Below are 23,015 nucleotides of genomic sequence, written 5' to 3'. Positions count from 1 at the left end.
TGGATAGAGTTGGTTAACCCACCGCGAAGGCAAAGGACCGCCACATGCATCAGGCAATCACGGCTACCCGGGCAGCGCATGGCTGAAAATGCCACCGTGCCGGCCGGGGGTCCCACAACGGTGCCCGCCACCGCCGCCGATACCAGCCCGGACAACCCGTGGCCGCTGCAGTTGCTGTCCCAAAAACTCAAGACGCACATTGAACGGGCACCGGCCGCGTGGGTGGAGGGACAGGTCATCGAGCTGAACCGCCGCGGCAGCAGCGCATTCCTGACACTCCGGGACGTGGATGCCGAGATTTCCCTTCCGGCTTCCATCTGGTCCAAGGTCCTCGACCGCCAGGAGACCCCGCTCGAACGCGGAAGCAGGGTGGTAGCCCTGCTCAAGGCCGAGTTCTGGCTGAAGACCGGCCGCCTGAACATGTCCGTCAAAGACATCCGCCCGGTGGGCCTGGGCGACCTCCTCGCCCGGATCGAACGGCTGCGCCACGCCCTCGCTGCCGAAGGTCTCTTCGCCGAGTCCCGGAAGAAGCGGCTGCCACTCCTCCCCCACCGCATCGGCCTGATCACCGGCCGGGACTCGGACGCCAAGAAGGATGTCCTCCGCAACGCGGCCCTGCGCTGGCCCGCCGTCGAGTTTGAGGTCCGCGAAGTCGCCGTCCAGGGAAATACAGCGGTTGCACAGATTATTGGTGCCCTGAGGGAACTCGACTCCCGCCCCGACGTCGACGTCATCGTCATTGCACGCGGAGGCGGCGCACTGGAGGACCTCCTGCCCTTCAGCAACGAGGAACTGATCCGTGCCGTCGCCGGCGTCCTGACCCCTGTCGTGAGCGCTATCGGGCACGAGGCGGACCGTCCCATCCTGGACGACGTCGCCGACCTGCGCGCGTCCACCCCGACGGACGCCGCCAAGCGGATAGTTCCGGAGGTCTCTGAAGAGCTCGCCCGAGTGCGCCAGGCCGAGGCCCAACTGCACCGCTCGGTGACGCAGCTCGTTGCCAGGGAGTCCGACCGCCTCGCCGCGCTGAGGTCCCGCCCCGTCCTTGCCGCGCCCGAAGGCATGGTCTCCGCGCGCGCGGACGACGTGGAACGGCTTGGCCGCCGATCGACTGCAGCCATCAGCGCCGCCGTCACAAGGGCCGCCGACCAGCTTGTGCATCTTCAGGCCCAGGTCCGCGCCCTGTCACCCCAGCAGACCCTGGACCGCGGATACGCCGTGGTCCAGCTCGCCGGAGGCAAGGCCCCGGGCACGGAAGGGGCCGTCGTTCGCCATCCGGCCCAGGTTCCGTCCGGGACAGAGCTCTCCGTCCGTGTCGCGGGCGGGCGGTTCGGTGCCACCTCCATTGGAGGGCACCAGGCGTCAGGTGCCTGACCCAGCGAACCCGGCCCCATCCTCCGAATTAATCCCACCCGCGAAACCAGCCAGACCAACCCGACAGGTGAAACCGACATGACAGACCGCTCCGACCAGACCGGCTCCAGCAGCGCGGCAGCGACAGCGCTGCCGGCAGAGATAGAGGCCCTCAGCTACGAGGAAGCCCGCGAACAACTGGTGGGCGTCGTGTCCAAACTTGAAGCAGGCGGCACAAGCCTTGAAGATTCACTAGCCCTCTGGGAGCGCGGTGAGGCCTTGGCCCGGCGCTGTGAAGAATGGCTGGAGGGCGCGCGGAAGAGGCTGGCTGCCGCCCGCAAGGACGGCTAGAACGGCTAGGACTTCTCGAGGAGGCGGCGCTCGGCGTCGACGTCGAAGTCAGCCTTGGGCCACTCCAGCTTGAGGGCCATGAGCGCCTCGAGCAGCAGCTGCTGCACCGCGATGCGCGCATACCATTTCTTGTTCGCCGGAACGACGTACCAAGGGGCGCCGTCCGTCGACGTGGCATCGAACGCAGCCTGGTAAGCGGCCATATAGTCATCCCAGAAGGCGCGCTCCTTCAGATCCCCGGTGCTGTATTTCCAGTGCTTCGCCGGTGTGTCCAACCGTGCCAGCAGCCGCTTCTTCTGCTCGTCACTGCTGATGTTCAGCATGACCTTGATGACCGCGGTACCCACTGCCGTCTGCCTGGCTTCGAATTCGTTGATGGCGGCGTACCGCCGCTGAAGTTCTTTCGGGTCGGCCCAGCCGTGGACACGGTGGATCAGGACATCCTCGTAGTGCGAACGGTCGAAGACGCCCATCGTGCCCGCAGCGGGCACTACCTTTTCAATCCGCCAGAGAAAGTCGTAGGCCTTCTCCTCATCGGTGGGCGCCTTGAACGACTTGAACCTGACCCCTTGGGGATCCATCGCGCCCAGGACGTGCTTCACGATTCCGCCTTTACCTGCGGTGTCCATTCCCTGCAGGATCAGCAGGACCCGTTTGGAGCCGCCAAACTTGGCCTCAGCGAACAGCTTCTCCTGCAGCTCGGCCAGCTTGCCGTCAAGATCCGCGAGCAGCTCCTCGCCGTCGGCTTTCTTCCCGGTGTAGCCAGGCGTCGCATTGGGGTCCACATCCTCAAGCTTGAATCCCTTGTCAACTCTCAAAGTCCCGGAGGGGAACTTCCCGAATTCCACGACGCCGGCCATGGTGACCTCTTTCTGCAGTTGTACGTGGGAACAGGCTAGTTCCCTTGGTACCTGCTGAGGAAGTCTCCCATGCGGCCGATTGCCTCCTCGATGTCCTTGACGTTCGGCAGGGTCACCATCCTGAAGTGGTCAGGCCGCACCCAGTTGAAGGCCCGGCCGTGGGACACCAGGATTTTCTGCTCCCTGAGGAGGTCCAGGACGAACTTTTCATCATCGCGGATGTGGTAAACATCGGGGTCCAGCCTGGGGAACAGGTACAGGGCTCCCCTGGCCTGCTGAGTGCTCACGCCGGGAATGGCGTTCAGCATGTCATAGGCCTTGTTCCGCTGCTCCAGCAGGCGGCCGCCGGGAAGAATGAGGTCGTTGATGCTCTGATAGCCGCCCAGCGCGGTCTGGATGGCATGCTGTGCCGGTACATTGGCGCACAGCCTCATATTGGCGAGCAGATTGATGCCTTCGAGGTAATCCGAGGCGTCCTTCTTCGGCCCCGAGATGGCCATCCACCCTGCCCGATAGCCGCACACACGGTAGGCCTTGGACAATCCGCTGAAGGTCAGGCACAGCACGTCGTCGCCGGTCAGGCTGGCCAGGTTCACGTGAACGGCATCCTCGTACAGGATCTTCTCGTAGATTTCGTCCGCGAAGAGGACCAGACCGTGCTTCTCAGCCAGGGCCACAATCTTCTTGAGGGTCTCCTCCGGGTACACGGCACCGGTGGGGTTGTTCGGGTTGATCACCACGATGCCCTTGGTGCGCGGCGTGATCTTGGACTCGAGGTCCTCCAGGTCCGGCTGCCAGCCCGATTCCTCATCGCACAGGTAGTGCACGGGCCGCCCGCTCGCCAGAGCCACCGAGGCAGTCCACAGCGGGTAATCCGGAGTGGGGATGAGGACCTCGTCGCCGTCGTCAAGGAGCGCCATTAGCGACATGGTGATGAGCTCGCTCACGCCGTTGCCGAGGTAGATATCATCCACGTGGATGTTCTGGATGCCCCGGGTCTGGTAGTACTGCGAGACTGCTGTACGAGCCGAGAAGATGCCCCGCGAGTCGCTGTAGCCCTGGGCATGTGGCAGGTGGCGGATCATGTCCACCAGGATCGCGTCCGGCGCTTCAAAACCGAAAGGTGCCGGGTTTCCGATGTTCAGTTTGAGGATCCGGTGACCCTCCGCCTCCATCTGCTGGGCGGCCTGAAGAATCGGTCCACGGATGTCGTAAAGGACATTATGAAGCTTGGTGGACTGCTTGAATTCTGCCATCCATCAAATATGCCATATGCGGGTTGTACTTCCGGGGAGACTTGGCTCACACGGAACGGCCGGACCATCGCATCCGCTGAGGTCCGTTAAACCCCGACGGCGGCTGCCGGCACCCCCAGCTGGGTCCGGCAGCCGCCGTCGTCGTTAGCTCAAGTGCTGTACCGCTGTTTCAGCGCAGGACAGCAAAGGGTTTACTTGACGATGCCCTTGTCCTTGAGCCAGGCGGCTGCGGCGTCCTTGGCGTTCTGCTTCTGGCTGCCGCTCACTGCCCGGTTGAGGTTGATAAGGTCCTCCGTGGTGAGAGTCTTTGAGACACTGTTCAGCGCTTCCTTTGCCTTGTCTGTCACCTTGGCCTCGTTGTAGAGCGGCAGCACCTGCTGGGCCTTGAAGTTGCTCTTGGGGTCTTCCAGGACCACGAGGTCGTTGTCGGCGATGGACGGTGTGGTGGTGAAGATGTCGGCCACCTGGACCTCATCATTCAGGAGGGCCTTCAGGGTCAGGTTTCCGCCGCCGTCGCTGAAGGGCTTCAAAGCCTTGAGCTCGCAGCCATAGTTCGTCTTCAGGCCCGGGAATCCATAGGACCGGGTTTCGAAGGTGGCCGGAGCTGCCATGGTGAGGTCCTTGCAGACCTTGGCGAGGTCTTCAATGGACTTCAGCTGGTACTTTTCCGCGGTGGCCTTGGTGACCACCATGGCGTCCTTGTCCTCAGCCTTGGAAGGTTCCAGGACTGCGACGCCCTTGGGAAGCTTTTCCGGCAACGCCTTGAAGATGTCGTCCGCCGAAACTTCGGGCGCCTCGGTGTTTACAAAGGACAGCAGGTTACCGGAGTAGTCCGGAACAACGTCAACGGACCCGTCCTGGACAGCCTTGAAGTAGATCTCCCGGGAGCCGATGTTCGGTTTTGTGGTTGCTGTGACACCGGCAGCGTTCAGGGCACCGGCGTAAATCTCGGCGATGATCTGGCTCTCGGGAAAGTCTGCGGAACCGACCACCAGGGAACCGCCGGCGGCCGCACTGCCCGCACTGGTGGTCGGTGAGGACAGCGGACTACCGCTGCTGCACGCGGAGAGGGCAAGGGCAATACCGACACCAGCGGCCAGGCCGCCCAGGCCACGGCGGGTGATGGTCGTGTGGACGGGGTGATTCATTGGGAGCCTCCTTGAACAGCGGCCGCCGCGGGTGCGGCAGCCGTGAGATCGGTGACGGCCTTGCGGCCGCCCTTGGAACGGGTGGAAAGTCCGGGTGACACCAGCAGCCGCTGGGCTGCTGCCAGGATAAGGTCGACGGCGATTGCCAGGCCTGCGATCAGCAGTGAGCCCGCCAGCATCCGCGGAAAGTCCTGAAGGACGAGCCCGTCGAACAGGTAACGTCCGAGGCCGCCGAGCGGAAGGTAGGCCACCACGGAGACAGTGGCGATGACCTGGAGCACGGCGGTGCGGATGCCGCCGAACATCACCTGCAGTCCGTTGGGAAGCTCCACGCTGAACAGGATCTGCAGTTCCTTCATGCCCATGGCGCGTGCGGCGTCCACCACCGTGGTGTCCACGCTCGAGATGCCCGCGTAGGTACCTGCCAGCAGCGGCGGGACGGTGAGGATCACCAGCGCCCATACCGGTGGCATGAGCCCGCTGCCGGCAATCAGGGCGAACAGCACCAGGAGTCCCAGCGTCGGCAAGGCGCGCAGGGCACCTGCCACGGCCACGGCTGCCACCCGGCCCCTCCCGGTGTGCCCGATGTACAGCCCCACGGGAAGGGCGATGGCCGCGGCGATGACAAGCACAAGGCCGCTGTACTGCAGGTGCTCCAGCAGCCGCACGGGGATTCCGGAGCTTCCGGACCAGTGCTTAGGATCCGCGAGCCAGGCGAAGGTATCGGTAAAGATGTCGCTCACGATCCCGCCCCCGCATGGACGTGCGTCTCGGCGATGAACTCAGCACCCGTTTTCACATCGGAGCGCGGCGAGGCGGCCGACGCCCGGGTCCACGGTGTGAGCAACCTTTCCAGCACAACCAGGATCGCGTCCATGAGCAGCGCCAGCAGCAGGATGGCAACGATCCCCACCACCACTTCGGTGACAAAGTTGCGCTGCAGTCCGTCGGTAAACAGCATTCCCAGGTTTCCCACCCCGAGCAGCGCCGCCACGCTGACGAGCGAAATATTGCTGACCGAGACCACGCGGAGACCTGCAAAAAGGACAGGCAGGGACAGCGGCAGGTCGATCTGCAGGAAGCGCGCGCCAGGCTTGTAGCCCATGGCCACAGCCGCCTGGCGGAGGTCGTCATCCACCGAATCGAAGGCATCCATCGCGGCCCGTACCAGGAGCGCCACCGCATAAATAGTCAGGGCGACTACGACGTTCGCAGGGTCCAGGATCCGGGTCCCCAGCAGGGGCGGCAGGATGATGAACAGCGCCAGTGAGGGGATGGTATAGAGCAGCGAACTGATGGTGTTCACGAGCGACCTGAGCGCGGTGTGGCGGCGTGAAAGCTGCGCCAGCGGAATGGAAATCAGCAGGCCAAGGAGCATCGGAACCAGGGCCAGGACCAGGTGCTGCCCCGCCCGTTCAAAGACCATGCCGTTGTTGGCCAGGAACCAGTCCATCAGAGCGCGGCCTGCCGGACCTGGCGGGCAGACTCGATGACGGCCAGCACTTCGGCAGCCTTGACCACGCCCGCGACCCGTCCGTCACCGTCCACCGCGACTCCCAGCCCTGACGGGGAGGAGAGTGCCGAGTCCAGAGCCCGCCGTAGCGTCTCGCCGGACCGGAACAGCGAACCGCCGGGGATGAGCTCCGCATCACGGTCCGGGCTTTCCCAACCCAGCGGCCGCGACTCCTGGTCCACCACCAGGCGCCAGCCGTCAGAAGAATCCGCCAGCGGGGCTGAGCTGTTGCCGCCCCTGGTGACAGTCGGCACAGGATGGATGGTCACGCCGTCGGCCGCGGTGAAGGCCAGGTGCCGGAACCCGCGGTCGCGGCCCACGAAGGAAGCAACAAACTCGTTGGCGGGGGCCCGCAGGATCTCCTCCGGCGTCGCGTATTGCGCCAGTTTGCCGCCGACGGCGAAGACCGCCACCTTGTCCCCCAGGACTGTCGCCTCGTCGATGTCATGGGTGACAAAGACAATCGTCTTCGCCAGATCTCGCTGCAGCCGCAGCAGCTCGTGCTGGAGCTCGTCCCGCACCACGGGATCCACCGCGCTGAAGGGCTCGTCCATGAGCAGAACCGGCGGGTCGGCGGCGAGCGCGCGGGCCACGCCGACGCGCTGCTGCTGGCCGCCGGAGAGCTGCGACGGATACCGCTTCCCGAGCATCGACGCCAGCCCGACGACGTCGAGCAGTTCCTCCGCCCGTTTGCGGGCGTCGGCTTTGGACACGCCGTTCAGGCGCGGCACGGTAGCGATGTTGTCCAGGACCGACCGGTGCGGCATGAGCCCGGAGGACTGCATAACGTACCCCATGGACCGCCGCAGTTCTGCCGCCGGAACGGATGTGACGTCTTTGCCGTCCACGGTGATGGTTCCGGACGTGGGCTCAACCATCCGGTTGATCATGCGCAGGGATGTCGTCTTGCCGCAGCCTGATGGTCCGACGAACACCGTGATGGAGCCTTTGTCGATGGACATGCTCAACTGGTCCACTGCCGGCTGTCCGCTCTGGTACCTCTTGGTGACGCTCTCGAACTCAATCATGGCTTCGGCCATTCCCTGGCTTACCTAACTGTTGGCGGCAACTTTGGACGGTGAAGCGAGCTGATCATAAGCCCGCCCATTTTTAGGTGTAAAGCACGTCTTGACAAAGCGTAACCAGTGCCCGCAGCAATGTAACCGCCGACGCGGATACCGTAACCATTCGGAGACAACGCGGGTTGGGATGGGTCAGCGTTTCCTGGGCCGGTCACCTGCGCGCTGGGTTCTGGCCGCCACGGCGACCTTCTGGTGCCATTCACGCTGGTACGCCCTCCGTGCCGCGGCGTCGTGGCGCCGGTTCAGGGCCGCCAGTTCACGCTGCAGCTTCAGGTAACTCGCCCACCTCCTGGGATCGAGGGAGCCGTCGTCGAGCGCGGTCCGGACTGCGCAGTCAGGCTCCCGGTCATGGGCACAGTCGGAAAAACGGCACTGCCTGAAGAGTTCCGCCAGATCACCGAACATCTCGCCCATGCCGTCATCGGCATCAAAGAGGCCAAAGCCGCGGACGCCGGGCGTGTCCATGAGCACTGCACCGCCGGGCAGCGGCACCAGCTCCCGCGACGTGGTGGTGTGCTTTCCCTTCCCGTCCGCGGCGCGCACTTCCCCGGTGGACTGGACCTCGTGGCCGGCGAGCGCGTTGATGAGCGTGGACTTTCCGGCCCCGGACGGCCCGAGCAACACGAGCGTCCCGCCCGGCGGCACATGGGCCAGCAGCTCGTCCAGGCCGTCGCCCTGCTCCGCGGAGGTGGTCACCACGTCCACTCCGGCGGCCTGCAGGATCACCTTTCCCACGACGTCATCCGCCAGGTCGGACAGATCGGCCTTCGTGATGATCACCAGGGGCACGGCACCGGAATCCCAGGCGGCCACAAGGGTCCGCTCCAGCCTGTTGTGGGTCAGCGGCCGGTCCACCGGGACCACCACGCCAACCACGTCAATGTTGGCGCCGAGAACCTGCGCGTCAGAGGACGCTTCGAATGCCCGCTTGCGGCTCAGCTCGGACGTGCGCGGAAGCACGGCCGCGACACCGGGTCCACCGGCATGGATGGGCCCGAGCCAGACCCAGTCGCCGGTGGCCGGCACCGGTCCGGCAGACGGGTAGGGCACGCTCATCTGACCGTCTGCCGTTGCGACGAGAAGGCGGTTGCGGTCCACCCGCACAACCCGGCCCGGCGTCTGTCCGCCGCCTGCCGGGTGGGCCCTGAAGCGCACGGCGGCACTCTCCGTAAAGCCAAACTGCACGGGTCCCCTCAGCTTTTCGGTGCCGGCAATAGGGGTTGCCGCTTCGCCGTGGCTCGGGGTCGGATCGGAATTGTGGCTTGAACTGGAACCATGGCTTGAACTGGAACTGTTGGTTGATTGCTGCACTGCGGCCGCTAAAGGGCCGGAAGATATTTTCACTGTGAACCTCAGGGTGGGCCCCTGGCACCGCATCGGCCGTCTTGTGCGTTCCGTCGTTGCCCATCAAATGTCCTGGCATTTGTCGCTCAGGCCAACGGATGGAGGGGGGAAGGCTGCGCTGACTGCCGTTAGGCGGTGCGCAATATCGGGGCAGGATTAATGAAGGAGACTTTGCTGGTGCGCGGCGCGCACAGGAATTCTGCAGTCATCAGGTCCACCTCCCCGTTTTTGCGTTCGGTGCCGGATCACCTGTCCGGAAGCTCCCCCTAGGATAGCCAGCCGGTTCCCGGCTTGGCTAGGGAAATGTTGTCAGGAAACTTTGGTCAGGAAACTTTTCTGAGGAAATTCTGGCCAGGCAAACGCCGCAGCCGAAGCATCAGTCAAGCTTGCCGTTGGCGGGACGCTCCCGGAAGAGCCGCAGCGCCGCATCCACCAGCGAGACCCTGTTCAGCGAGCCGACCTCGGGGAGCGGTATCCACGCGGCATGAGTGGTGGTACCGTCCACTTCGTGGCTGAGTTCCCCGCCGGTCACCCGGGCCTCGTAGACAAGGCGGAGGGCCTGGAAATCCCTGTCGATGCCGTCCAGCCGTGTTCCGGCCGGCCAGTGGCCCACATCGATGCCCAGCATGGAACCGATCTCGGCGTGGTAGCCGGTTTCCTCAAAGACTTCCCGGATGCAGCCGTCCACCGGATGTTCGGCGAGGTCCAGGCCGCCGCCGGGAAGCGTCCAGCCCTCCTTGCCGTCCTGCTTCCAGTACGCCAGCAGGATGGCGTCATCGCGGATGATGACCGCGTAGGCAGCAGGGCGGGTATCGAAGAGAACGCTCATGGAGTCAGCCTAGCCCGGAGCTATGCCCCGGGGTGCGGCGGTCCTAGAGTGGGACTGTGACGAATCTGGAGGTCCTCCCCCAGGAGGAAGTGTGCCCGCCCGCAGGACCCGACGCCGGGACGGGCACCGGTCCGTGCGTGCAGCTCTGGCCAGCGCGTGAGGTGCCGCTCGGCGGTGTCCGCGCCATGAACGTGCTCCGCACCCTGCCGCAGCGAGGCCTGCCCACCGTGGGGGCCTGGTGTTTCCTGGACAGCTTCGGTCCGGACCGGATAGCGATGTCCGTCCTGCCGCACCCGCACACCGGGCTTCAGACCGTCACCTGGCCGCTCGCGGGACACATCCGCCACCGGGACAGCGTGGGCAGCGACGTGATCGTGCGCCCGGGCGAACTCAACATCATGACCGCCGGCCACGGTGTCTCGCATTCAGAGTTCGCCGTGCTGCCTGCTGAGAGTGGCGCGGCGGAAGGCGCTCCGGAAGGCGACGGCAGCCAAACTCACGACGGCGGCGCGCAGCTTCCGCTGCAGCGCGGCCTCCAGCTCTGGGTGGCTTTGCCGGATGCCGAACGGCACCGTCCTCCGGCCTTCGAACAGCACCGCAACCTCCCCACCGTCCGGGGTCCTGGCTACACCGCCACGGTGATGGTGGGCACGTTCGCCGGCGGCACGTCCCCCGCCACCATGTACACGCCGATTGTCGGCGCGGATGTCCGGTGCGACGGCCCCGCGGGCCTCCCGCTGGAACCGGAGTTCGAGCACGCGGTCCTGGTGCTCGACGGCGGCCTGACGGTGGATGGGCAGCAGATCGGGCCCGGGCCGCTGGGCTACCTGGGGGCCGGCCGCGAACTGCTCCGGGTGGACGCTCTGCCGGGTACGCGCTTCCTCCTGATTGGCGGTGAGCCCCTCGAGGAGGAACTCCTCATGTGGTGGAACTTCGTGGGCAGGACCCATGACGAGGTGGCGCAGGCCAGGGCGGAGTGGGAAGCGCAGGCCACGATGCCGGACGCCGCTGCCGAAGCCGCCCGCTTCGGACTCGTCCGGGGCCACGGTCCTGACGCCGGGCGCGAGGCCGGCCGCATTCCCGCGCCCCCGCTGCCCGGCGTGCAGCTCAAGCCGCGGACGCGCGCCTGACACCGTTCGTTGGAACCGGTTTCTCCGTCACCCCAGTTCGCCGACGAGCTGCAGAACACCGAAGACGGGCTCCCGGTCCAGCACGCGGACGTCCGTGACGCCGGCCGCAGCGAGGTGGTTCCTGAACGAGTCCTGAAGCCGGACGACGTTCATGCCCAGTCCGCTTCCCAGAATGACAGGGCCCTCGAGCTTCAGTTGCCGGAGGACCTGCGCGGCCATCTCGGCCAGGTCCCTGCCCGCCTGGTCGACGAGCCCCTGGCTGACCCCGTGGCCGGCGTCTGCGGCTTCCACCACCAGCCGGGCCTGCTGGGCCCAGTATCGGCGTCCCGTGGCAGGCGAATGGAACAGGGCGATCAGCTTGTTGGGCTCGTCAAGGCCGCAGGACTCCAGGAGGGCACGCGTGAGCGCGTCCGGCTCCAGCCCCTGGTTCATGCGGCGCAGGCTGTGGCGGACGGCTTCCCGGCCCAGCCAGTAGCCGCTGCCTTCGTCGCCGAGGAGATAACCCCAGCCGCCGGCCCGCGCCTCTTCACCCAGCCCGTTCCGGCCCCAGGCCGCCGAGCCGGTGCCCGCGATGACAGCCACCCCCTCGCTCGCCCCGCCGGCCGCCAGCAGCAGGCGGGAGTCATGGACCACTGTGATCCTGGCACCCGGCACGTGGGGCTCGATGAGAGCAGCCAGCGCGGCCGCGTCCTCAGCGGTGTCGATGCCGCCGGCCCCTGCGTAAACGAAGGCCACGGGTCCCTGGCCAATTTTTGCGAACAGCTCCGCCAGATGCGACGCCGCTTCGTCGCGGCTGACGTTCTGGACGTTGGAGCTGCCGACGATTTCGTCGGCGACGGGCTTGCCGTTCTCGAAGCGGACGCCCCGCGTCTTGGTGCCGCCGATGTCCAGGCCGATCACGACGCCCGCGGAGGGGACAGCACCGGCAAGAGGAAGGGCATCCGCGGAAGCAGCTGCCCCGGAAGAAGGAACAGCGCTGCCGGAGGGAACAGACAGGGCATCGGGTAGGTTGTCAGAGTCAGTCACCCCAACAGCCTACTGAAGCGTCTCGAGGAGCAGGCAATGTCCCACGGCATATTTGGCACCCGGATCATCGCAGCGCCCATGGCCGGCGGCACGTCCACCACCCGCTTCGTTGAGGCCGTCCACCGCTCCGGCGGTCTCGGCTTCCTAGCAGCCGGGTACAAGTCGGTTGCGGCCATGAGCGATGAGATGCGGGTCGCCCGCGCGGCCGGCGTCCGGTTCGGCATGAATGTTTTTGTCCCGGATCCCCAGCAGCTGCAGCCCTCCCCCGCGGCCGTGGCACTGCTGGAGCACTACCGCGACCGCCTTGCCGCTGATGCCGCCCGCTATGGCGTCGAGGTTCCGCCTCTGATCCTCGGCGACGATGATGGCTGGCAGCACAAGATCGACGAACTGCTGCTCCATCCTGCCGAATTTGTCAGCTTCACCTTCGGGTTGCCCGACGCCCGCGTCATCGCCGGGCTCCGCAAGGCCGGCTCCACAGTCCTTGCCACGGTCACGAGTACGGCTGAAGCGGCGCTCGCCGCGGACCGCGGCGTGGACGCGCTCGTCGTGCAGCACGGCAGCGCCGGTGCTCACAGCGGCGCCTTCCTGGCGGACACTGCCCGGAGCAGCGTCCCGTCCACGACGGCGGCGCTGGTCCTGCAGGTGCGCGCCGCCGTCGGCCTTCCGCTGGTGGCTGCCGGTGCCGTGTCCGATGCTGCGGCGGTGGGGTCGGCACTCGCTGCCGGCGCGGAAGCGGTGCAGGTGGGCACAGCCCTCCTGCGGACGGACGAAAGCGGTGCCCGGCAACTGCACAAGGACGCGCTGGGGGCTGACCGGTTCACGGAGACGCAGCCGACGCGCGCTTTCACCGGCCGCTACGCGCGTGCCCTGGTCAACGCGTTCGTGCGGGACCATCAGGACGCCCCGGACGGCTACCCGGCCATCCACCACCTCACTGCGCCCATCCGGGCCGCTGCCGCTGCAGCAGGGGACGCGGAACGCCTGAACCTGTGGGCGGGAACGGGCTGGCAGAGCGCCCGGCCGGGCCCCGTGGCCGACGTCATGAGCCGTCTTCTCGCCGAGGAGTGAGATCCAGGCACTCTGACTCAACAGGCACTCTGACTCAACAGGCTCTCCGACTCAACAGGCGCTCTGACGCTACCTGAGCGCCTGGATCTCACGCCCCGATGAACGCTGTATCCCGATGAAGGGTCACACACCCGAGGGGGCAGAGACCAGCCCGGCCAACAGCGCCGGGCCTTCCCCGAGTACGAGTTCGCGGAAGAGGCGCACAGGATCTGGCTCGGAATCGCGCCCTCGGCGCTCGCGCCAGGCGAGGCCGATTTCGCGGTACGCCAGTTCCGATTCCAGCGGTATCTCCACCCAGCCCAAATCTCCGGTACTGGCCGCTGTGCCTGGACCTGCACCGCCGCCCGGCGGCAGGATACTCACCCCCAGTCCGGCTGAGACTAGACCGCGGACAGTGTGGGAATCCTGGCTTTCGAAGGCGATCCGGGGGCGGAAGCCGGCTTCGCGGAACATCGCATCCGTGAGGGACCGCATGCCGTATCCGGGCCCCATGGCAACAAAGGGGTCCCTCCTGATATCCCCCACCGCTGCCGCCTGCCGGCCGGCAAGGCGGTGCCGGCGATGCACCACGAGCCGAAGCGGCTCCCTGTAGAGAGCGGCCGAACCGATGCTCCGGCTGGCAACAGCCACCGGGGCCGTCAGGGCGAGATCTGCCGTTCCAGAGGCGAGCTCCGCGAGACAGCTGTCCCTGGATCCCTGGCTGAGGTCAAATTCCGCCTGCGGGTGACGGTTCCGGAACGCGCTGATCAGCAGCGGCAGGGTGGCCTCGCCGAAGGTGTGCTGGAAGGTCACCGCGATCCGGCCGCGGACCACCTCGGATTCGTGTTGCACCAGATCAAGACCGGTCCGGAATTCTGCGAGCGCGGACTCGATGTACGGGAGCAGGGCCTTGGCGGCGGGCGTGAGGCGGACACCCCGGCCCTCTCGGATGAGCAGCTCCGTGCCCACCGCGGCGCTGGCGCGGGCCATCGCCCGGCTCACCGTGGATTGCGGAACGCCGAGCAGCTCGGCCGTTTCTGTGATGTGCTGCGTGCGGCCGAGTTCCGCCAGCACCGGCAGAATGGGCAGCAGCTGGGCCAGTTGCTTGTGCTGAATATCCATGGCTCCCCGGATCGAAATACGTGCGTTAGTGCATGAATCCGCACTGAATCATGCATTGGATGCTAAATCAGGGTAGATCTACGCTGGAAGAATGCCAATGCCCCAAAGTCCGAACCCCAGCTTTGAATCCGGTTCCGCTCCGCAAGCGCTGTGGGAGGGTCATCCAAAGGGTTCGGCCGCGTACGGCAAGGTCCTCGCCGGGCTTGCCTTTGCGGGTGTGGCAACCTTCGCGCAGCTCTACTCCACGCAGGCGGTGCTGCCGCTGATGTCCAGGGAGCTCGGGGTGACGGCGGCCGAGGCCGCGCTGACCATTTCACTGGCCACGGTGGGGCTGGCGCTCACCGTCATCCCCTGGTCGTTCCTGGCCGACAGAATCGGACGCGTCCGGGCGATGACCTGGGGCATCTGCGCCGCCACCGCGCTGGGGCTGCTCGTTCCGCTGGCTACGTCGTTCCCCTTGCTCCTTGGACTCCGGATGCTGGAAGGCATGGCACTGGGCGGCATCCCCGCGATTGCGATCGCCTACCTGAACGAGGAAATCAACAAGGCCCATGCCGCCATGGCCGCCGGCAGCTATGTGGCCGGAACCACCCTGGGCGGACTGGCCGGACGGCTGGTGGCCGGGCCGGTCGGCGAGCTGTGGGGCTGGCGCGCCGCCGCCCTCGCAGTCTCCGCGCTGGCCACCGTCGCCGCTGTCTTGTTCCTGGTCCTTGTGCCGAAGGCCCGCGGCTTCAGGGCCGTTCCGGCCAAGGGCCTCCGGGGAGCCGCGCGGACGCTGGGCGGCCACGTACGCAATCCGCGCCTGCTGGCACTCTACGTCCAGGCGTTCCTCCTGATGGGCGGCTTCGTGGCCGTCTACAACTACCTCGGATTCCGGCTCTCCGGGGAACCCTTCAGCCTTCCGGCCACCGTCATCAGCCTGATCTTCCTCGCCTACCTGTCCGGGACCGTGACGTCGCGCTGGGCGGGCGGGCTGACACTGCGCTTCGGCCGGCGCTCCGTGCTGCTGGCGGGCATCGTCCTGATGGCGGCGGGCATGGCCCTCACCCTCACCCAGGTGCTCGTCCTCATCCTGGCAGGGCTGCTCATTTTCACCGGAGGCTTCTTCGCCGCCCACAGCATCGGAGCGGGCTGGACGGGTGCCATCGCCGTCACCGGCCGGGCGCAGGCCGCGTCGCTATACAACCTCGCCTACTACCTGGGGTCCAGCATCATCGGCTGGGCCGGCGGCCTGGTCTACCAGTCCCTCGGCTGGACGGCCCTCGCCGTCACCGTGATTGTGCTGGGATGCACGACGGCGGTGATCACCGCCGTCGTGCATCCCGCCGCGGCGGGCGGTACCGGCCGCCGCCCGCACCACAGGGAGCGCGGGCGGCAGGCGGCCGGACAGGAGAACCCGGCAGCCGGCGGCTAGCGGGTCCCTTCGATGGCCTGGACCAGGTCTCCGAGAATGTCCGTGGCGTCTTCGAGCCCCACCGAGACCCGGAGGAGGCTGGCGTGCGGCTTGGCCTCCGGGGCCACCGGGCGGTGCGTGAGGCCTGCCGGGTGCTGGATGAGCGTGTCGACGCCGCCAAGGGACACCGCGTGGGTGATCATCCGGACGGCGGCAGGGACCCGCCCGGCATGTTCGGCGCTGCGCAGTTCAAAGGCGAGCAGGGAACCGGGCCCGGACATCTGCGTTCCCACCAGCCCGTGGGGATCGCCTTCGGGAAGGCCCGGGTAGCGGACCGTGCGCACCAGCTCATGTTCCGCCAACCCGGCGGCCACCTTGTGGGCGGTGGACTGCTGCGCCCGCACCCGGACGGGCAGCGTAGCAAGTCCGCGGTGAAGGAGGTAGGCCGGCCACGGTGTGAGGATGCCGCCGGTGACGGCCCTGACTTGACGGAGGCGGGTGGCCCACTCCGGCGAAGACGCCACTACACCGCCCATGGCATCACCATGGCCTCCCATGAACTTGGTTGCACTGTGCAGCACCAGGGCGGCACCCCATCTGCTCGTAGGCGAGGCCGGCGTCCGCGACCGAGGGCAGCGGAGCCGTGGTGGAAAGGTCGATGGGCACCGCATGGATACCCTGGCCTGTGAGCCCGTCGCGGCCGGCGTGGACTGCCAGTGAGTCGAGAGAACGCATTCTGCTCCTTGTGAATTATTCGCCATTGAACGCCGCGAGTATCTGGCAAATATTCGGAGATATACAGTCCTTGTGAATGGATCGGCCGGAAAGCCGCGACTATGATGAACGGAGAACACTTCGAGGAGGATCCGTGACCACGAACGCGAAGAATATTCGGTCTGGATCGGGAAATGCCGAGCCGCTGGACGCCATCGACGAACGGTTGCTGGCCGCGTTGGTTGACGACGCCCGGATCTCCAACAAGCAGCTTGCCGAACTGGTGGGTATCGCCCCGTCGACGGCACTGATGCGCACCAGGGCACTCTCCGAGCGCGGCATCATCCAGGGGTTTGAGGCCAAACTGAGCCTGTCCGCAATCGGCCGCTCCGTCCAGGCCCTGATCGCCGTCCGGCTCCGCGCCCACGACCGCGAGCAGATCGACCGTTTTACGGCCCGCGTCCCCAGGCTGCCGGCAGTGCTGTCGACGTTCCACACCTCCGGCTCGGTGGACTACTTGCTGCACATCGCCGTCGCCACCACCGAGGACCTCCGCGACTGGGTCCTGGACAACCTCGCCACAGATCCTGTGGTGGGACATACCGAAACCACGCTGGTGTTCGACCACATGCAGGGCAACCACGGGCCGCTTCCGGAGCAGGACTAGGCGTTACCGCCGCAGGCAGCAAAACGCCGCCCCGTCAGGCGTCCCCGTCAGGCGTCCCGAAGGGACTGGCGCAGCGTGACCGCAGCAAGCGTCCCGGCCGCAATGCCGCAGAGCACGACGAATCCGGCGACGGCCCCCTCAAGCCCGTAGGCCGCCGTCGCGATTCCCAGCCCGACCACCGGGACTGCACTGCCGAGGTACGTGATCACGTACACCGTGCTGATGATCTGGGCGTGACGGGAGGCTTCCACCTTGCCTGCCACGTCGTTGAACACGGTGCGGAAGGCGATGCCCTGGCCGACGCCGGCGGCCAGGCTGGCACCGACCAGCAGCCAGGGGTTGCTCCAGGACGCCGCGGCGGCGATGAACATTACCGACCCTCCAAGCAGGGCCAGCCCTGCCGGAACCGCGAACCGGCCGCGGACACTGAGCAGCTGGCTCAAGGCTGATGCGCCGAGGGTGAGTCCGGACAGGACGCCGATGAGCGGCCGGGAATCAATGCTGAGGATCCGGGCGAAGTAGCCGGGCGCCAGTGAGAGGCAGAAGCCAAAGACGGTGAAGCTCAGGAACCCGACGGCGGCGGCCAGCCAGAACGCGCCGCGCGCCTCCTCCGACACCGAGGGGCGTCGGGGCGCGAGGGCCCGAAGCGGCCTCGGTCCCTCAGCCGGCTTGATGGCGGGACGGGCGCGGAGCAGGTACAGCGGGACCAAGAGTGCCAGCAGGACCAGGGAGTGAATGAAGTAGGGCGTGGAGGTGGGGCCGGGGAGGAGCGACAGGACTCCCCCGATGGCCGGACCGGCCGCGACTCCCCCGGCAGAGGCCAGAAGGGTGAAGCGTGAGGCCCACTCGGGCCGCGCCGGGAGCAGTTCGCGCAGCGCGGCGGAGCTGGCGCCCGTGGCCAGGGCCACGGCCACGCCCTGGAGGGCCCGCCCCGCCGAAAGCGCCGCAAGGCTGTCCGCGTGGGCGAAGACGAAGCCACCCGCCAGCCCCGTCAGCACAGCGAGCAGCAGTGCTGCGCGGCGTCCGATGTGGTCCGACCAGTGTCCCGCCAGCATAAGGGTGGACACGAGGGCGAGGACGTAGACGGAAAATGCCACCGTGATGTCGAAGGAGCTGAGACCGAGCGTTGCCTGCAGCAGAGGGTACAGCGGCGTTGCCAGATTGGCCCCCACCAGCAGCGTGAAAATCACCACGCCGGCCATCGCAAGCCGTGCGGTGTTGGAAGCATCCCAACCCCACCGGCTGGCGGCGGCCGGTCGCATTCGAAGTTCGCTGAAGACGGTCATACCCGTGCCCTTGCCTGTGTCCCGCGGCTCCGGCTCCTTGTGGGAGCGTCCGCCGCGAATGAGAATGGATACCTAAAGAATGAGGCAGGAGTGCGTACCGGAACCCTCTTTCGTGGGAAAATTGAGCAAAACAGTCAATTTTCTAACGCAGAAGTGAACCGGAGTGATGATTTGAACAGCCTGGACCCTACCGACCTCAGGATTCTGCTGGAACTGGTCCGTGATCCGCGGGTCCAGATCGGCGAACTGAGCGACAAACTGGGCATTGCGCGGAACACAGCACAGTCGCGCGTGCGCCGGATGCTGCGCTCCGGCATACTTCACGACGGCGGCCGGGAAATCGACCTCGAGTCGGTGGGGTACGACGTCGTCGCTTTCGTGACGATCGAGGTGACCCACCGCGAACTCGACGGCGTTGTGGGCGCCCTGCGCCTCCTTCCCCAGGTCCTGGAGGTGCACGAAATTTCCGGCCGGGGCGACGTCTGGTGCCGGGTGGTGGCCACGGATACGCATAACCTGCAGGCCGCCCTCCGTTCGATCCTCCGGATCAAAGGGGTCATCCGGACGGAAACCGTCCTGGCGCTTCACACGCACATCCCGTACCGGACGGAACCGCTGATCAGCCGTCTGGCCCAGGGAGCCGGTGCCCAGGGAGCTGCAGTTCCGGGCACTCCAGGCCCGCCGGCGCGGCCGGCGGCTGGCCGCGCGGCCGACCGCCGCCTTGGGGAATAGGATTCGAAGATGGATTGGCTCTCGTATGTTTCCCAGATCAACTGGCTCGCCGTGCTGCTTGCCTTCGTCGCCAGCATGGCCATCGGCTTTGTCTGGTACCTTCCCGCAGTGCTGGGCAACAGGTGGATGGCGGCGCTCGGCAAGACCGAAGACGACCTGAAGAACGCCGAGGGCGGCGCCGGCATCTGGGTGCCCATGATGGTGGCTGCCGCCCTGACGGCCGTCCTGCTCGCTATGCTGATCAGCAAGCTGGGGCTGCACAACGCCCTGGCGGGCGGCCTGTTTGCCTTCGTGCTGGCTGTTGTTTTCCGCGCTGGAGGCCACGTCGTCCACAACGGCTTCGCCGGACGCCCTGCGGCCGTGACCCTCATCGATTCCGGCCATGATGTGCTAGCCGTGACTGCCGCCGGTGTCATCATCGGCGCGATGTCCTGAACGGCCGGACAGGAAGCCGCACACCGTGACCATCATCGACAACGCCGTCTACGTTGACGGGATCCGCAGGGCAGAACCCGAAAGCCTTGAGCAGACCTTTGAGACGCTGTCAGCCCACGGCGGCCTGGCCTGGATCGGGCTCTATCGGCCGACAGAACCCGAAATGGCTGCCGTCGCCGCGGAATTCGGCCTCCATGAGCTCGCGGTCGAAGATGCCATCTCGGCCCACCAGCGGCCGAAGCTGGAGCGTTACGGCGACAACCTTTTCACGGTACTGAGGCCTGCGCGCTACATCGACGACACGGAGACCGTGGAGTTCGGCGAACTGCACATCTTCACGGGCAAGAACTTCGTGGTGACCATCCGGCACGCGGAGATGTCCGGCGTTGGGCAGGTCCGGCGCCGGCTGGAGGCGAGGCCTGATCTCCTCCGCCACGGTCCGGAAGCTGTGCTGTACGCGCTCCTGGACAAGGTGGTGGACGACTACGCTCCGGTGGTGGCCGGTCTGGAAAACGACATCGACGAGATTGAGGACCAGCTGTTCGCCGGCGACTCCACGGTGTCGCGGCGCATTTATGAGCTGGCCCGCGAGGTCATCCAGTTCCAGCGCGCCATCCATCCCCTGCCCGAGATGATGCAGCAGCTGAAACGGGGATTCGAAAAGTATGTGGTGGACACGGACCTCCAGCACAGCCTGCGGGATGTGGAGGACCATGTGGAGCGGGTGATTTCCCGGGCCAACTCTTTCCGGGACCTCCTGCAGAACGCCCTCACGCTTGACGGGACGCTGACGGCCAACCGGCAAAATGAGGCGAGCGCTGAGCAGAACGAGCAAGTAAAGAAGATCTCGTCCTGGGCCGCGATCTTCTTCGCGCCGTCGTTCGTGGCGGGTGTGTACGGCATGAACTTCGACCACATGCCCGAGTTGCACTGGGTCTTCGGGTATCCCATGGCGATCGGGCTGATGGCGGGCACCGCCGGGCTGATGTACGCCATCTTCAAGCGGAAGGGCTGGCTCTAGCGACATGTCCGGGTACAGCCGCGGGCTCATCATCACCCCGGGAACCGACCGGCAACTGGGCGCCTGCGGGCTGTTCCGGCCGGCGCCGTCCCAGCAGCGGGTCGTGGCACTCCCCTCGCAGGCCATCGCGGTCAAGAACGCAGATCCGGACATGATCTGGGTCAGCTTCGCCGCGCTGTGCGGCAGCCCGCTGGGAGCTGGGGACTACCTGTCACTGGCGAGCGGGTTCACCGCCTGGGTGATCGACGGCGTCCCGTCCCCCGCCGTGGAGTCCGCCGCGGGTTCCGCCGCCGCCTGGCACCGCTTCCTGGAGGTGCTGGACCTGCTCCACGAGCGGGACGTCACGCCCTTCCTCATCGGTCCAGGGCCCCTCGACTGGGAGGCCGCCGCTGCCCGGACCGCCGGACCGCCGTCGCAGGACCCCTCCGCCCTGGTCAGGATTGCGGACAGGTTGGCCGTACTGCGCAGGGTCGAATCCGACGAACAGCTGGAAGACGAACAATCCAGCGGCTGCTAGCCGCCTCCCCAGCCGGCCGGTGCGGACGCACCGCACCTGCGGTCTGGCCGGACTGCGTGGGCGAGGCTACTTCGGCCCGGTGGAAACCAGCAACTGGTCCTGGCTGCGCGCGCCCGGATCCTCTGCTTTCTGGCCGAGGGCCGCGGCGATCACTACTGAGCTGGCCGATGCCCAGGCCTGCGGGCGGCAGCTTGCGGGGAACGGTACGGGAGTACGCACCGCGTCCGAGCCGTGGCCGCCAAACAGTTCAGGCAGCCGCCAGTCATTGGCCTCGGCCACGTGCAGCAGCCCCGACGCAAGCTGGGCGGCTTCGGCCGAAAAGCCGTCGGCCAGCATGCCGCTGATGATCAGGGCGGTGTCGTGGCTCCACACCGCTCCGGCGTGGTACCGAGTCGGCCAGTAGCCGCCGTTGGTGCTGGACAGGGTGCGGACGCCGTACCCGGAAAACATGGTCGGGTCCATGATGCGCCGGACCACGATCTCCTTCTCCACGTCGTTCAGGATGCCCGTACCGAGCAGGTGGCCCATGTTGGACGTGACGCCGTCAACGGCCTTCTTGTCCGCATCGAGGGCCAGGGCTGGATAGGGACCCAAATCGTCCTCGCACCAGAACTGGGCACGGAACCGCTCAGCCATGCCGGCTGCGTAATCCCGCCACTCCTGGGCGCCGGGCCGGGCGAAGGCCTCCAGCAACTCGGCCCCGACCACTGCTGCCTCATAGGCATAGGCCTGGACCTCAGCCAGGGCGATGGGCCCGGCTGCCAGGGAACCGTCGTGCCAGCGGATGGCGTCAACCGAGTCTTTCCAGCCCTGGTTAACGAGTCCGTGCCCGGAGGTGTCGAGGTATTCGAGGAACCCGTCCCCGTCCAGGTCACCATGGTCCCGGAGCCACTCCAGGGCATCCTGGAGGTTGGGAAGAAGCTCCGCCACTTCCGCATCGGGCATGCCGGCTTTCCAGGCGTCGTGCAGGAGGCAGATCCAGAGCGGAGTGGCGTCGATGGTGCCGTAGTACACAGGCGGCAGCCGCAGGGCCTGGCCGCCCTCGGCCATGGACAGGACCGTCCGCCGGACTTCGTGCAGGATTTTCCCGGGCTGGACCGCAGACGTGTGGTCCGTTTCCGTTCCCTGCCGTCCGGCCAGGGCGCGCAGGGTGCCGGCGGCGATGACCGTGTTGATGGGCAGCAGCATTCGGGCGGCAATGATGGAGTCCCGGCCAAACATGGTGAAGAACCACGGGGCGCCCGCCGCGAGGAAGGTGTCGTTCGGATGGGAGGAATGCGCCAGCCGCAGGCTGTTGAGATCGCTGACCGACCGTTGCAGGAGGCTGTTGATCCGCGGATCGGCGGAACGAGGGGCGACGATGGGCGGGCCGCCGCCGGCAAGCATCGGGGAATCGGCGTCGGTCAGGTCCACTGCCCACTCAAGTTCGACGGCAGCTCCCGGTTTGATCACCACGGACCAGTCGATGGTCACCGTGCTTCCGGCGAAGCCGACGGCGGCTGGCCCCGCTCCGTCGCTTGAGCCGGTGGTAAGGGCCAACACTGTGTCGGCGTCGCGCCAGGACCAGCCGTCGGCGGCCGGTTCAACGGGCCGGCTGGACCGCTCCCCCTGCTTGATCTGTTCCATGGTGGTGTTGTCAGCCGTCATGGTCAGCCGGACGTTCAGTGTCACGGACTGGCGGAACGCCGACTCAAGCCTCAGAGTTTCCGCCACCCGTCCGGAGCACCCGGAGAGCGATTCAGCGTCTTTGCCCGGCCGCAGCCTGCCCGAAGCGGCGGTGCGGGTCCTGACCAGGGAAAGCAGCGGGTCTGCAACCTCGGCCTCCGCACGCACAAAGTAGATGTAGTCAGTCTCCTTGGATGAGCGGAGCTGGGTTGAAACCCAGTCAGGTTCCCGGCCGTCAACAGTCAGGACGGCACTGTTCAGCACGCGGTCGTCGCCGCAGTAGATCCCCTGGGCACCGGCCCTGCGGATCTGTCCGTGGGCGTCCGACCACGCCTGGATGGGGGCGCTGAAGACACCGGAAAGGTTGTGCAGGTATGGCTGCTCAGAGGCCACGAAAATACTCCTGGAAGTCAAGACTGGGGGAAACCGGAAGAAGGCTGCGGAACGGTGCTGGTGAACAAGCGAAGGAGGTCGATCAAAATTTGATCGATCAAATTTCCGCGTTAAAATCGTCTCACACG

At 66.6% G+C, this 23,015-nt stretch carries 24 protein-coding genes; 10 read left to right on the top strand and 14 right to left on the bottom strand.

Annotated elements, in window-relative coordinates:
* Window positions 1-78 precede the first annotated feature (78 nt).
* Window positions 79-1,374, top strand: coding sequence for an exodeoxyribonuclease VII large subunit (gene xseA / locus AC1D14_RS00350; protein ID WP_476880736.1), 1,296 nt, complete (start codon window positions 79-81; stop codon window positions 1,372-1,374).
* Window positions 1,375-1,452: 78 nt separating this feature from the next.
* Window positions 1,453-1,704, top strand: a complete 252-nt coding sequence (locus AC1D14_RS00345; RefSeq protein WP_230118664.1) for an exodeoxyribonuclease VII small subunit — start codon at window positions 1,453-1,455, stop codon at window positions 1,702-1,704.
* Between the two features lie 5 nt (window positions 1,705-1,709).
* Here the strand turns inward: AC1D14_RS00345 and AC1D14_RS00340 are convergent, their stop codons facing one another.
* From AC1D14_RS00340 to AC1D14_RS00305, 8 genes are all read right to left on the bottom strand, one after another.
* Complete coding sequence (locus AC1D14_RS00340; protein ID WP_476880735.1) at window positions 1,710-2,564, bottom strand: polyphosphate kinase 2 family protein; 855 nt, start codon at window positions 2,562-2,564, stop codon at window positions 1,710-1,712.
* Window positions 2,565-2,599: 35 nt separating this feature from the next.
* Complete coding sequence (locus tag AC1D14_RS00335; RefSeq protein ID WP_230118662.1) at window positions 2,600-3,820, bottom strand: pyridoxal phosphate-dependent aminotransferase; 1,221 nt, start codon at window positions 3,818-3,820, stop codon at window positions 2,600-2,602.
* A 191-nt stretch (window positions 3,821-4,011) separates the two neighbouring features.
* Window positions 4,012-4,968 carry an ABC transporter substrate-binding protein gene (locus AC1D14_RS00330; protein ID WP_230118661.1) on the bottom strand — a complete coding sequence of 319 codons (957 nt, stop codon included), beginning with the start codon at window positions 4,966-4,968 and terminating at the stop codon, window positions 4,012-4,014.
* Window positions 4,965-5,711: an ABC transporter permease gene (locus AC1D14_RS00325; RefSeq protein ID WP_230118660.1), complete on the bottom strand. Its 747-nt coding sequence runs from the start codon at window positions 5,709-5,711 to the stop codon at window positions 4,965-4,967. The genes AC1D14_RS00330 and AC1D14_RS00325 overlap by 4 nt, the downstream gene beginning before the upstream one ends.
* A complete protein-coding gene (locus tag AC1D14_RS00320; protein WP_230118659.1) occupies window positions 5,708-6,421 on the bottom strand; it encodes an ABC transporter permease in 714 nt (237 codons plus the stop codon). Before AC1D14_RS00320 ends, AC1D14_RS00325 begins: the two co-directional genes overlap by 4 nt.
* Window positions 6,421-7,521: an ABC transporter ATP-binding protein gene (locus AC1D14_RS00315; protein ID WP_290369752.1), complete on the bottom strand. Its 1,101-nt coding sequence runs from the start codon at window positions 7,519-7,521 to the stop codon at window positions 6,421-6,423. Before AC1D14_RS00315 ends, AC1D14_RS00320 begins: the two co-directional genes overlap by 1 nt.
* 174 nt (window positions 7,522-7,695) lie before the next feature.
* Window positions 7,696-8,760, bottom strand: a complete 1,065-nt coding sequence (gene rsgA, locus AC1D14_RS00310) for a ribosome small subunit-dependent GTPase A (RefSeq protein ID WP_476880854.1) — start codon at window positions 8,758-8,760, stop codon at window positions 7,696-7,698.
* 523 nt (window positions 8,761-9,283) lie between these two features.
* A complete protein-coding gene (locus tag AC1D14_RS00305; RefSeq protein WP_230118657.1) occupies window positions 9,284-9,736 on the bottom strand; it encodes an NUDIX hydrolase in 453 nt (150 codons plus the stop codon).
* 56 nt (window positions 9,737-9,792) lie between these two features.
* On the opposite strand from AC1D14_RS00305, the gene AC1D14_RS00300 reads away from it, so the two are divergent.
* Window positions 9,793-10,866, top strand: a complete 1,074-nt coding sequence (locus AC1D14_RS00300; RefSeq protein ID WP_230118656.1) for a pirin family protein — start codon at window positions 9,793-9,795, stop codon at window positions 10,864-10,866.
* A gap of 27 nt (window positions 10,867-10,893) precedes the next feature.
* On the opposite strand, the gene AC1D14_RS00295 is transcribed toward AC1D14_RS00300, so the two are convergent.
* Window positions 10,894-11,766, bottom strand: a complete 873-nt coding sequence (locus tag AC1D14_RS00295) for an N-acetylglucosamine kinase (RefSeq protein WP_476880853.1) — start codon at window positions 11,764-11,766, stop codon at window positions 10,894-10,896.
* A gap of 162 nt (window positions 11,767-11,928) precedes the next feature.
* On the opposite strand from AC1D14_RS00295, the gene AC1D14_RS00290 reads away from it, so the two are divergent.
* The gene (locus tag AC1D14_RS00290) at window positions 11,929-12,963 is read left to right on the top strand and encodes a nitronate monooxygenase (RefSeq protein WP_476880734.1); all 1,035 of its coding nucleotides are present in this window, start codon (window positions 11,929-11,931) and stop codon (window positions 12,961-12,963) included.
* Between the two features lie 123 nt (window positions 12,964-13,086).
* On the opposite strand, the gene AC1D14_RS00285 is transcribed toward AC1D14_RS00290, so the two are convergent.
* Window positions 13,087-14,064: a LysR substrate-binding domain-containing protein gene (locus AC1D14_RS00285; RefSeq protein WP_230118654.1), complete on the bottom strand. Its 978-nt coding sequence runs from the start codon at window positions 14,062-14,064 to the stop codon at window positions 13,087-13,089.
* 97 nt (window positions 14,065-14,161) lie between these two features.
* Between AC1D14_RS00285 and AC1D14_RS00280 the strand changes: the two genes are divergently transcribed.
* Entirely contained in the window at window positions 14,162-15,478 is a 1,317-nt protein-coding gene (locus AC1D14_RS00280) for an MFS transporter (RefSeq protein WP_230118653.1), read from the top strand.
* On the opposite strand, the gene AC1D14_RS00275 is transcribed toward AC1D14_RS00280, so the two are convergent.
* Both AC1D14_RS00275 and AC1D14_RS00270 read right to left on the bottom strand, forming a co-directional pair.
* Window positions 15,475-15,993, bottom strand: coding sequence for a PLP-dependent transferase (locus AC1D14_RS00275; RefSeq protein ID WP_354962138.1), 519 nt, complete (start codon window positions 15,991-15,993; stop codon window positions 15,475-15,477). The genes AC1D14_RS00280 and AC1D14_RS00275 overlap by 4 nt on opposite strands.
* Before the next feature lie 4 nt (window positions 15,994-15,997).
* Entirely contained in the window at window positions 15,998-16,192 is a 195-nt protein-coding gene (locus AC1D14_RS00270) for a hypothetical protein (protein WP_230118688.1), read from the bottom strand.
* Between the two features lie 133 nt (window positions 16,193-16,325).
* On the opposite strand from AC1D14_RS00270, the gene AC1D14_RS00265 reads away from it, so the two are divergent.
* Window positions 16,326-16,838: an Lrp/AsnC family transcriptional regulator gene (locus AC1D14_RS00265; protein WP_476967917.1), complete on the top strand. Its 513-nt coding sequence runs from the start codon at window positions 16,326-16,328 to the stop codon at window positions 16,836-16,838.
* 47 nt (window positions 16,839-16,885) lie between these two features.
* Here AC1D14_RS00265 and AC1D14_RS00260 read toward each other — a convergent pair whose 3' ends face one another.
* A complete protein-coding gene (locus tag AC1D14_RS00260; protein WP_230118651.1) occupies window positions 16,886-18,124 on the bottom strand; it encodes an MFS transporter in 1,239 nt (412 codons plus the stop codon).
* Between the two features lie 171 nt (window positions 18,125-18,295).
* Here AC1D14_RS00260 and AC1D14_RS00255 point away from each other — a divergent pair, with 171 nt between their 5' ends.
* Genes AC1D14_RS00255 through zapE form a run of 4 tightly spaced genes read left to right on the top strand, consistent with a single transcriptional unit; the run spans window position 18,296 to window position 20,829 of the window.
* Window positions 18,296-18,856 (top strand): Lrp/AsnC family transcriptional regulator, encoded by a 561-nt coding sequence (locus tag AC1D14_RS00255; RefSeq protein ID WP_230118650.1) that lies wholly within the window; start codon window positions 18,296-18,298, stop codon window positions 18,854-18,856.
* 9 nt (window positions 18,857-18,865) lie between these two features.
* Entirely contained in the window at window positions 18,866-19,291 is a 426-nt protein-coding gene (locus tag AC1D14_RS00250) for a DUF1761 domain-containing protein (RefSeq protein ID WP_476967916.1), read from the top strand.
* Window positions 19,292-19,316: 25 nt separating this feature from the next.
* Window positions 19,317-20,312, top strand: coding sequence for a magnesium/cobalt transporter CorA (gene corA, locus AC1D14_RS00245; protein ID WP_230118648.1), 996 nt, complete (start codon window positions 19,317-19,319; stop codon window positions 20,310-20,312).
* A 4-nt stretch (window positions 20,313-20,316) separates the two neighbouring features.
* Window positions 20,317-20,829: an AFG1/ZapE family ATPase gene (zapE, locus tag AC1D14_RS00240; protein ID WP_230118647.1), complete on the top strand. Its 513-nt coding sequence runs from the start codon at window positions 20,317-20,319 to the stop codon at window positions 20,827-20,829.
* A 66-nt stretch (window positions 20,830-20,895) separates the two neighbouring features.
* Here zapE and AC1D14_RS00235 read toward each other — a convergent pair whose 3' ends face one another.
* Entirely contained in the window at window positions 20,896-22,887 is a 1,992-nt protein-coding gene (locus AC1D14_RS00235; protein ID WP_476880730.1) for a glycogen debranching N-terminal domain-containing protein, read from the bottom strand.
* Between the last annotated feature and the right edge of the window lie 128 nt (window positions 22,888-23,015).

This window comes from Arthrobacter sp. P1_B11 (assembly GCF_056406715.1).
Note: the sequence above shows the minus strand (reverse complement) of the source record. Positions and strands in the feature narration are given on the sequence as shown.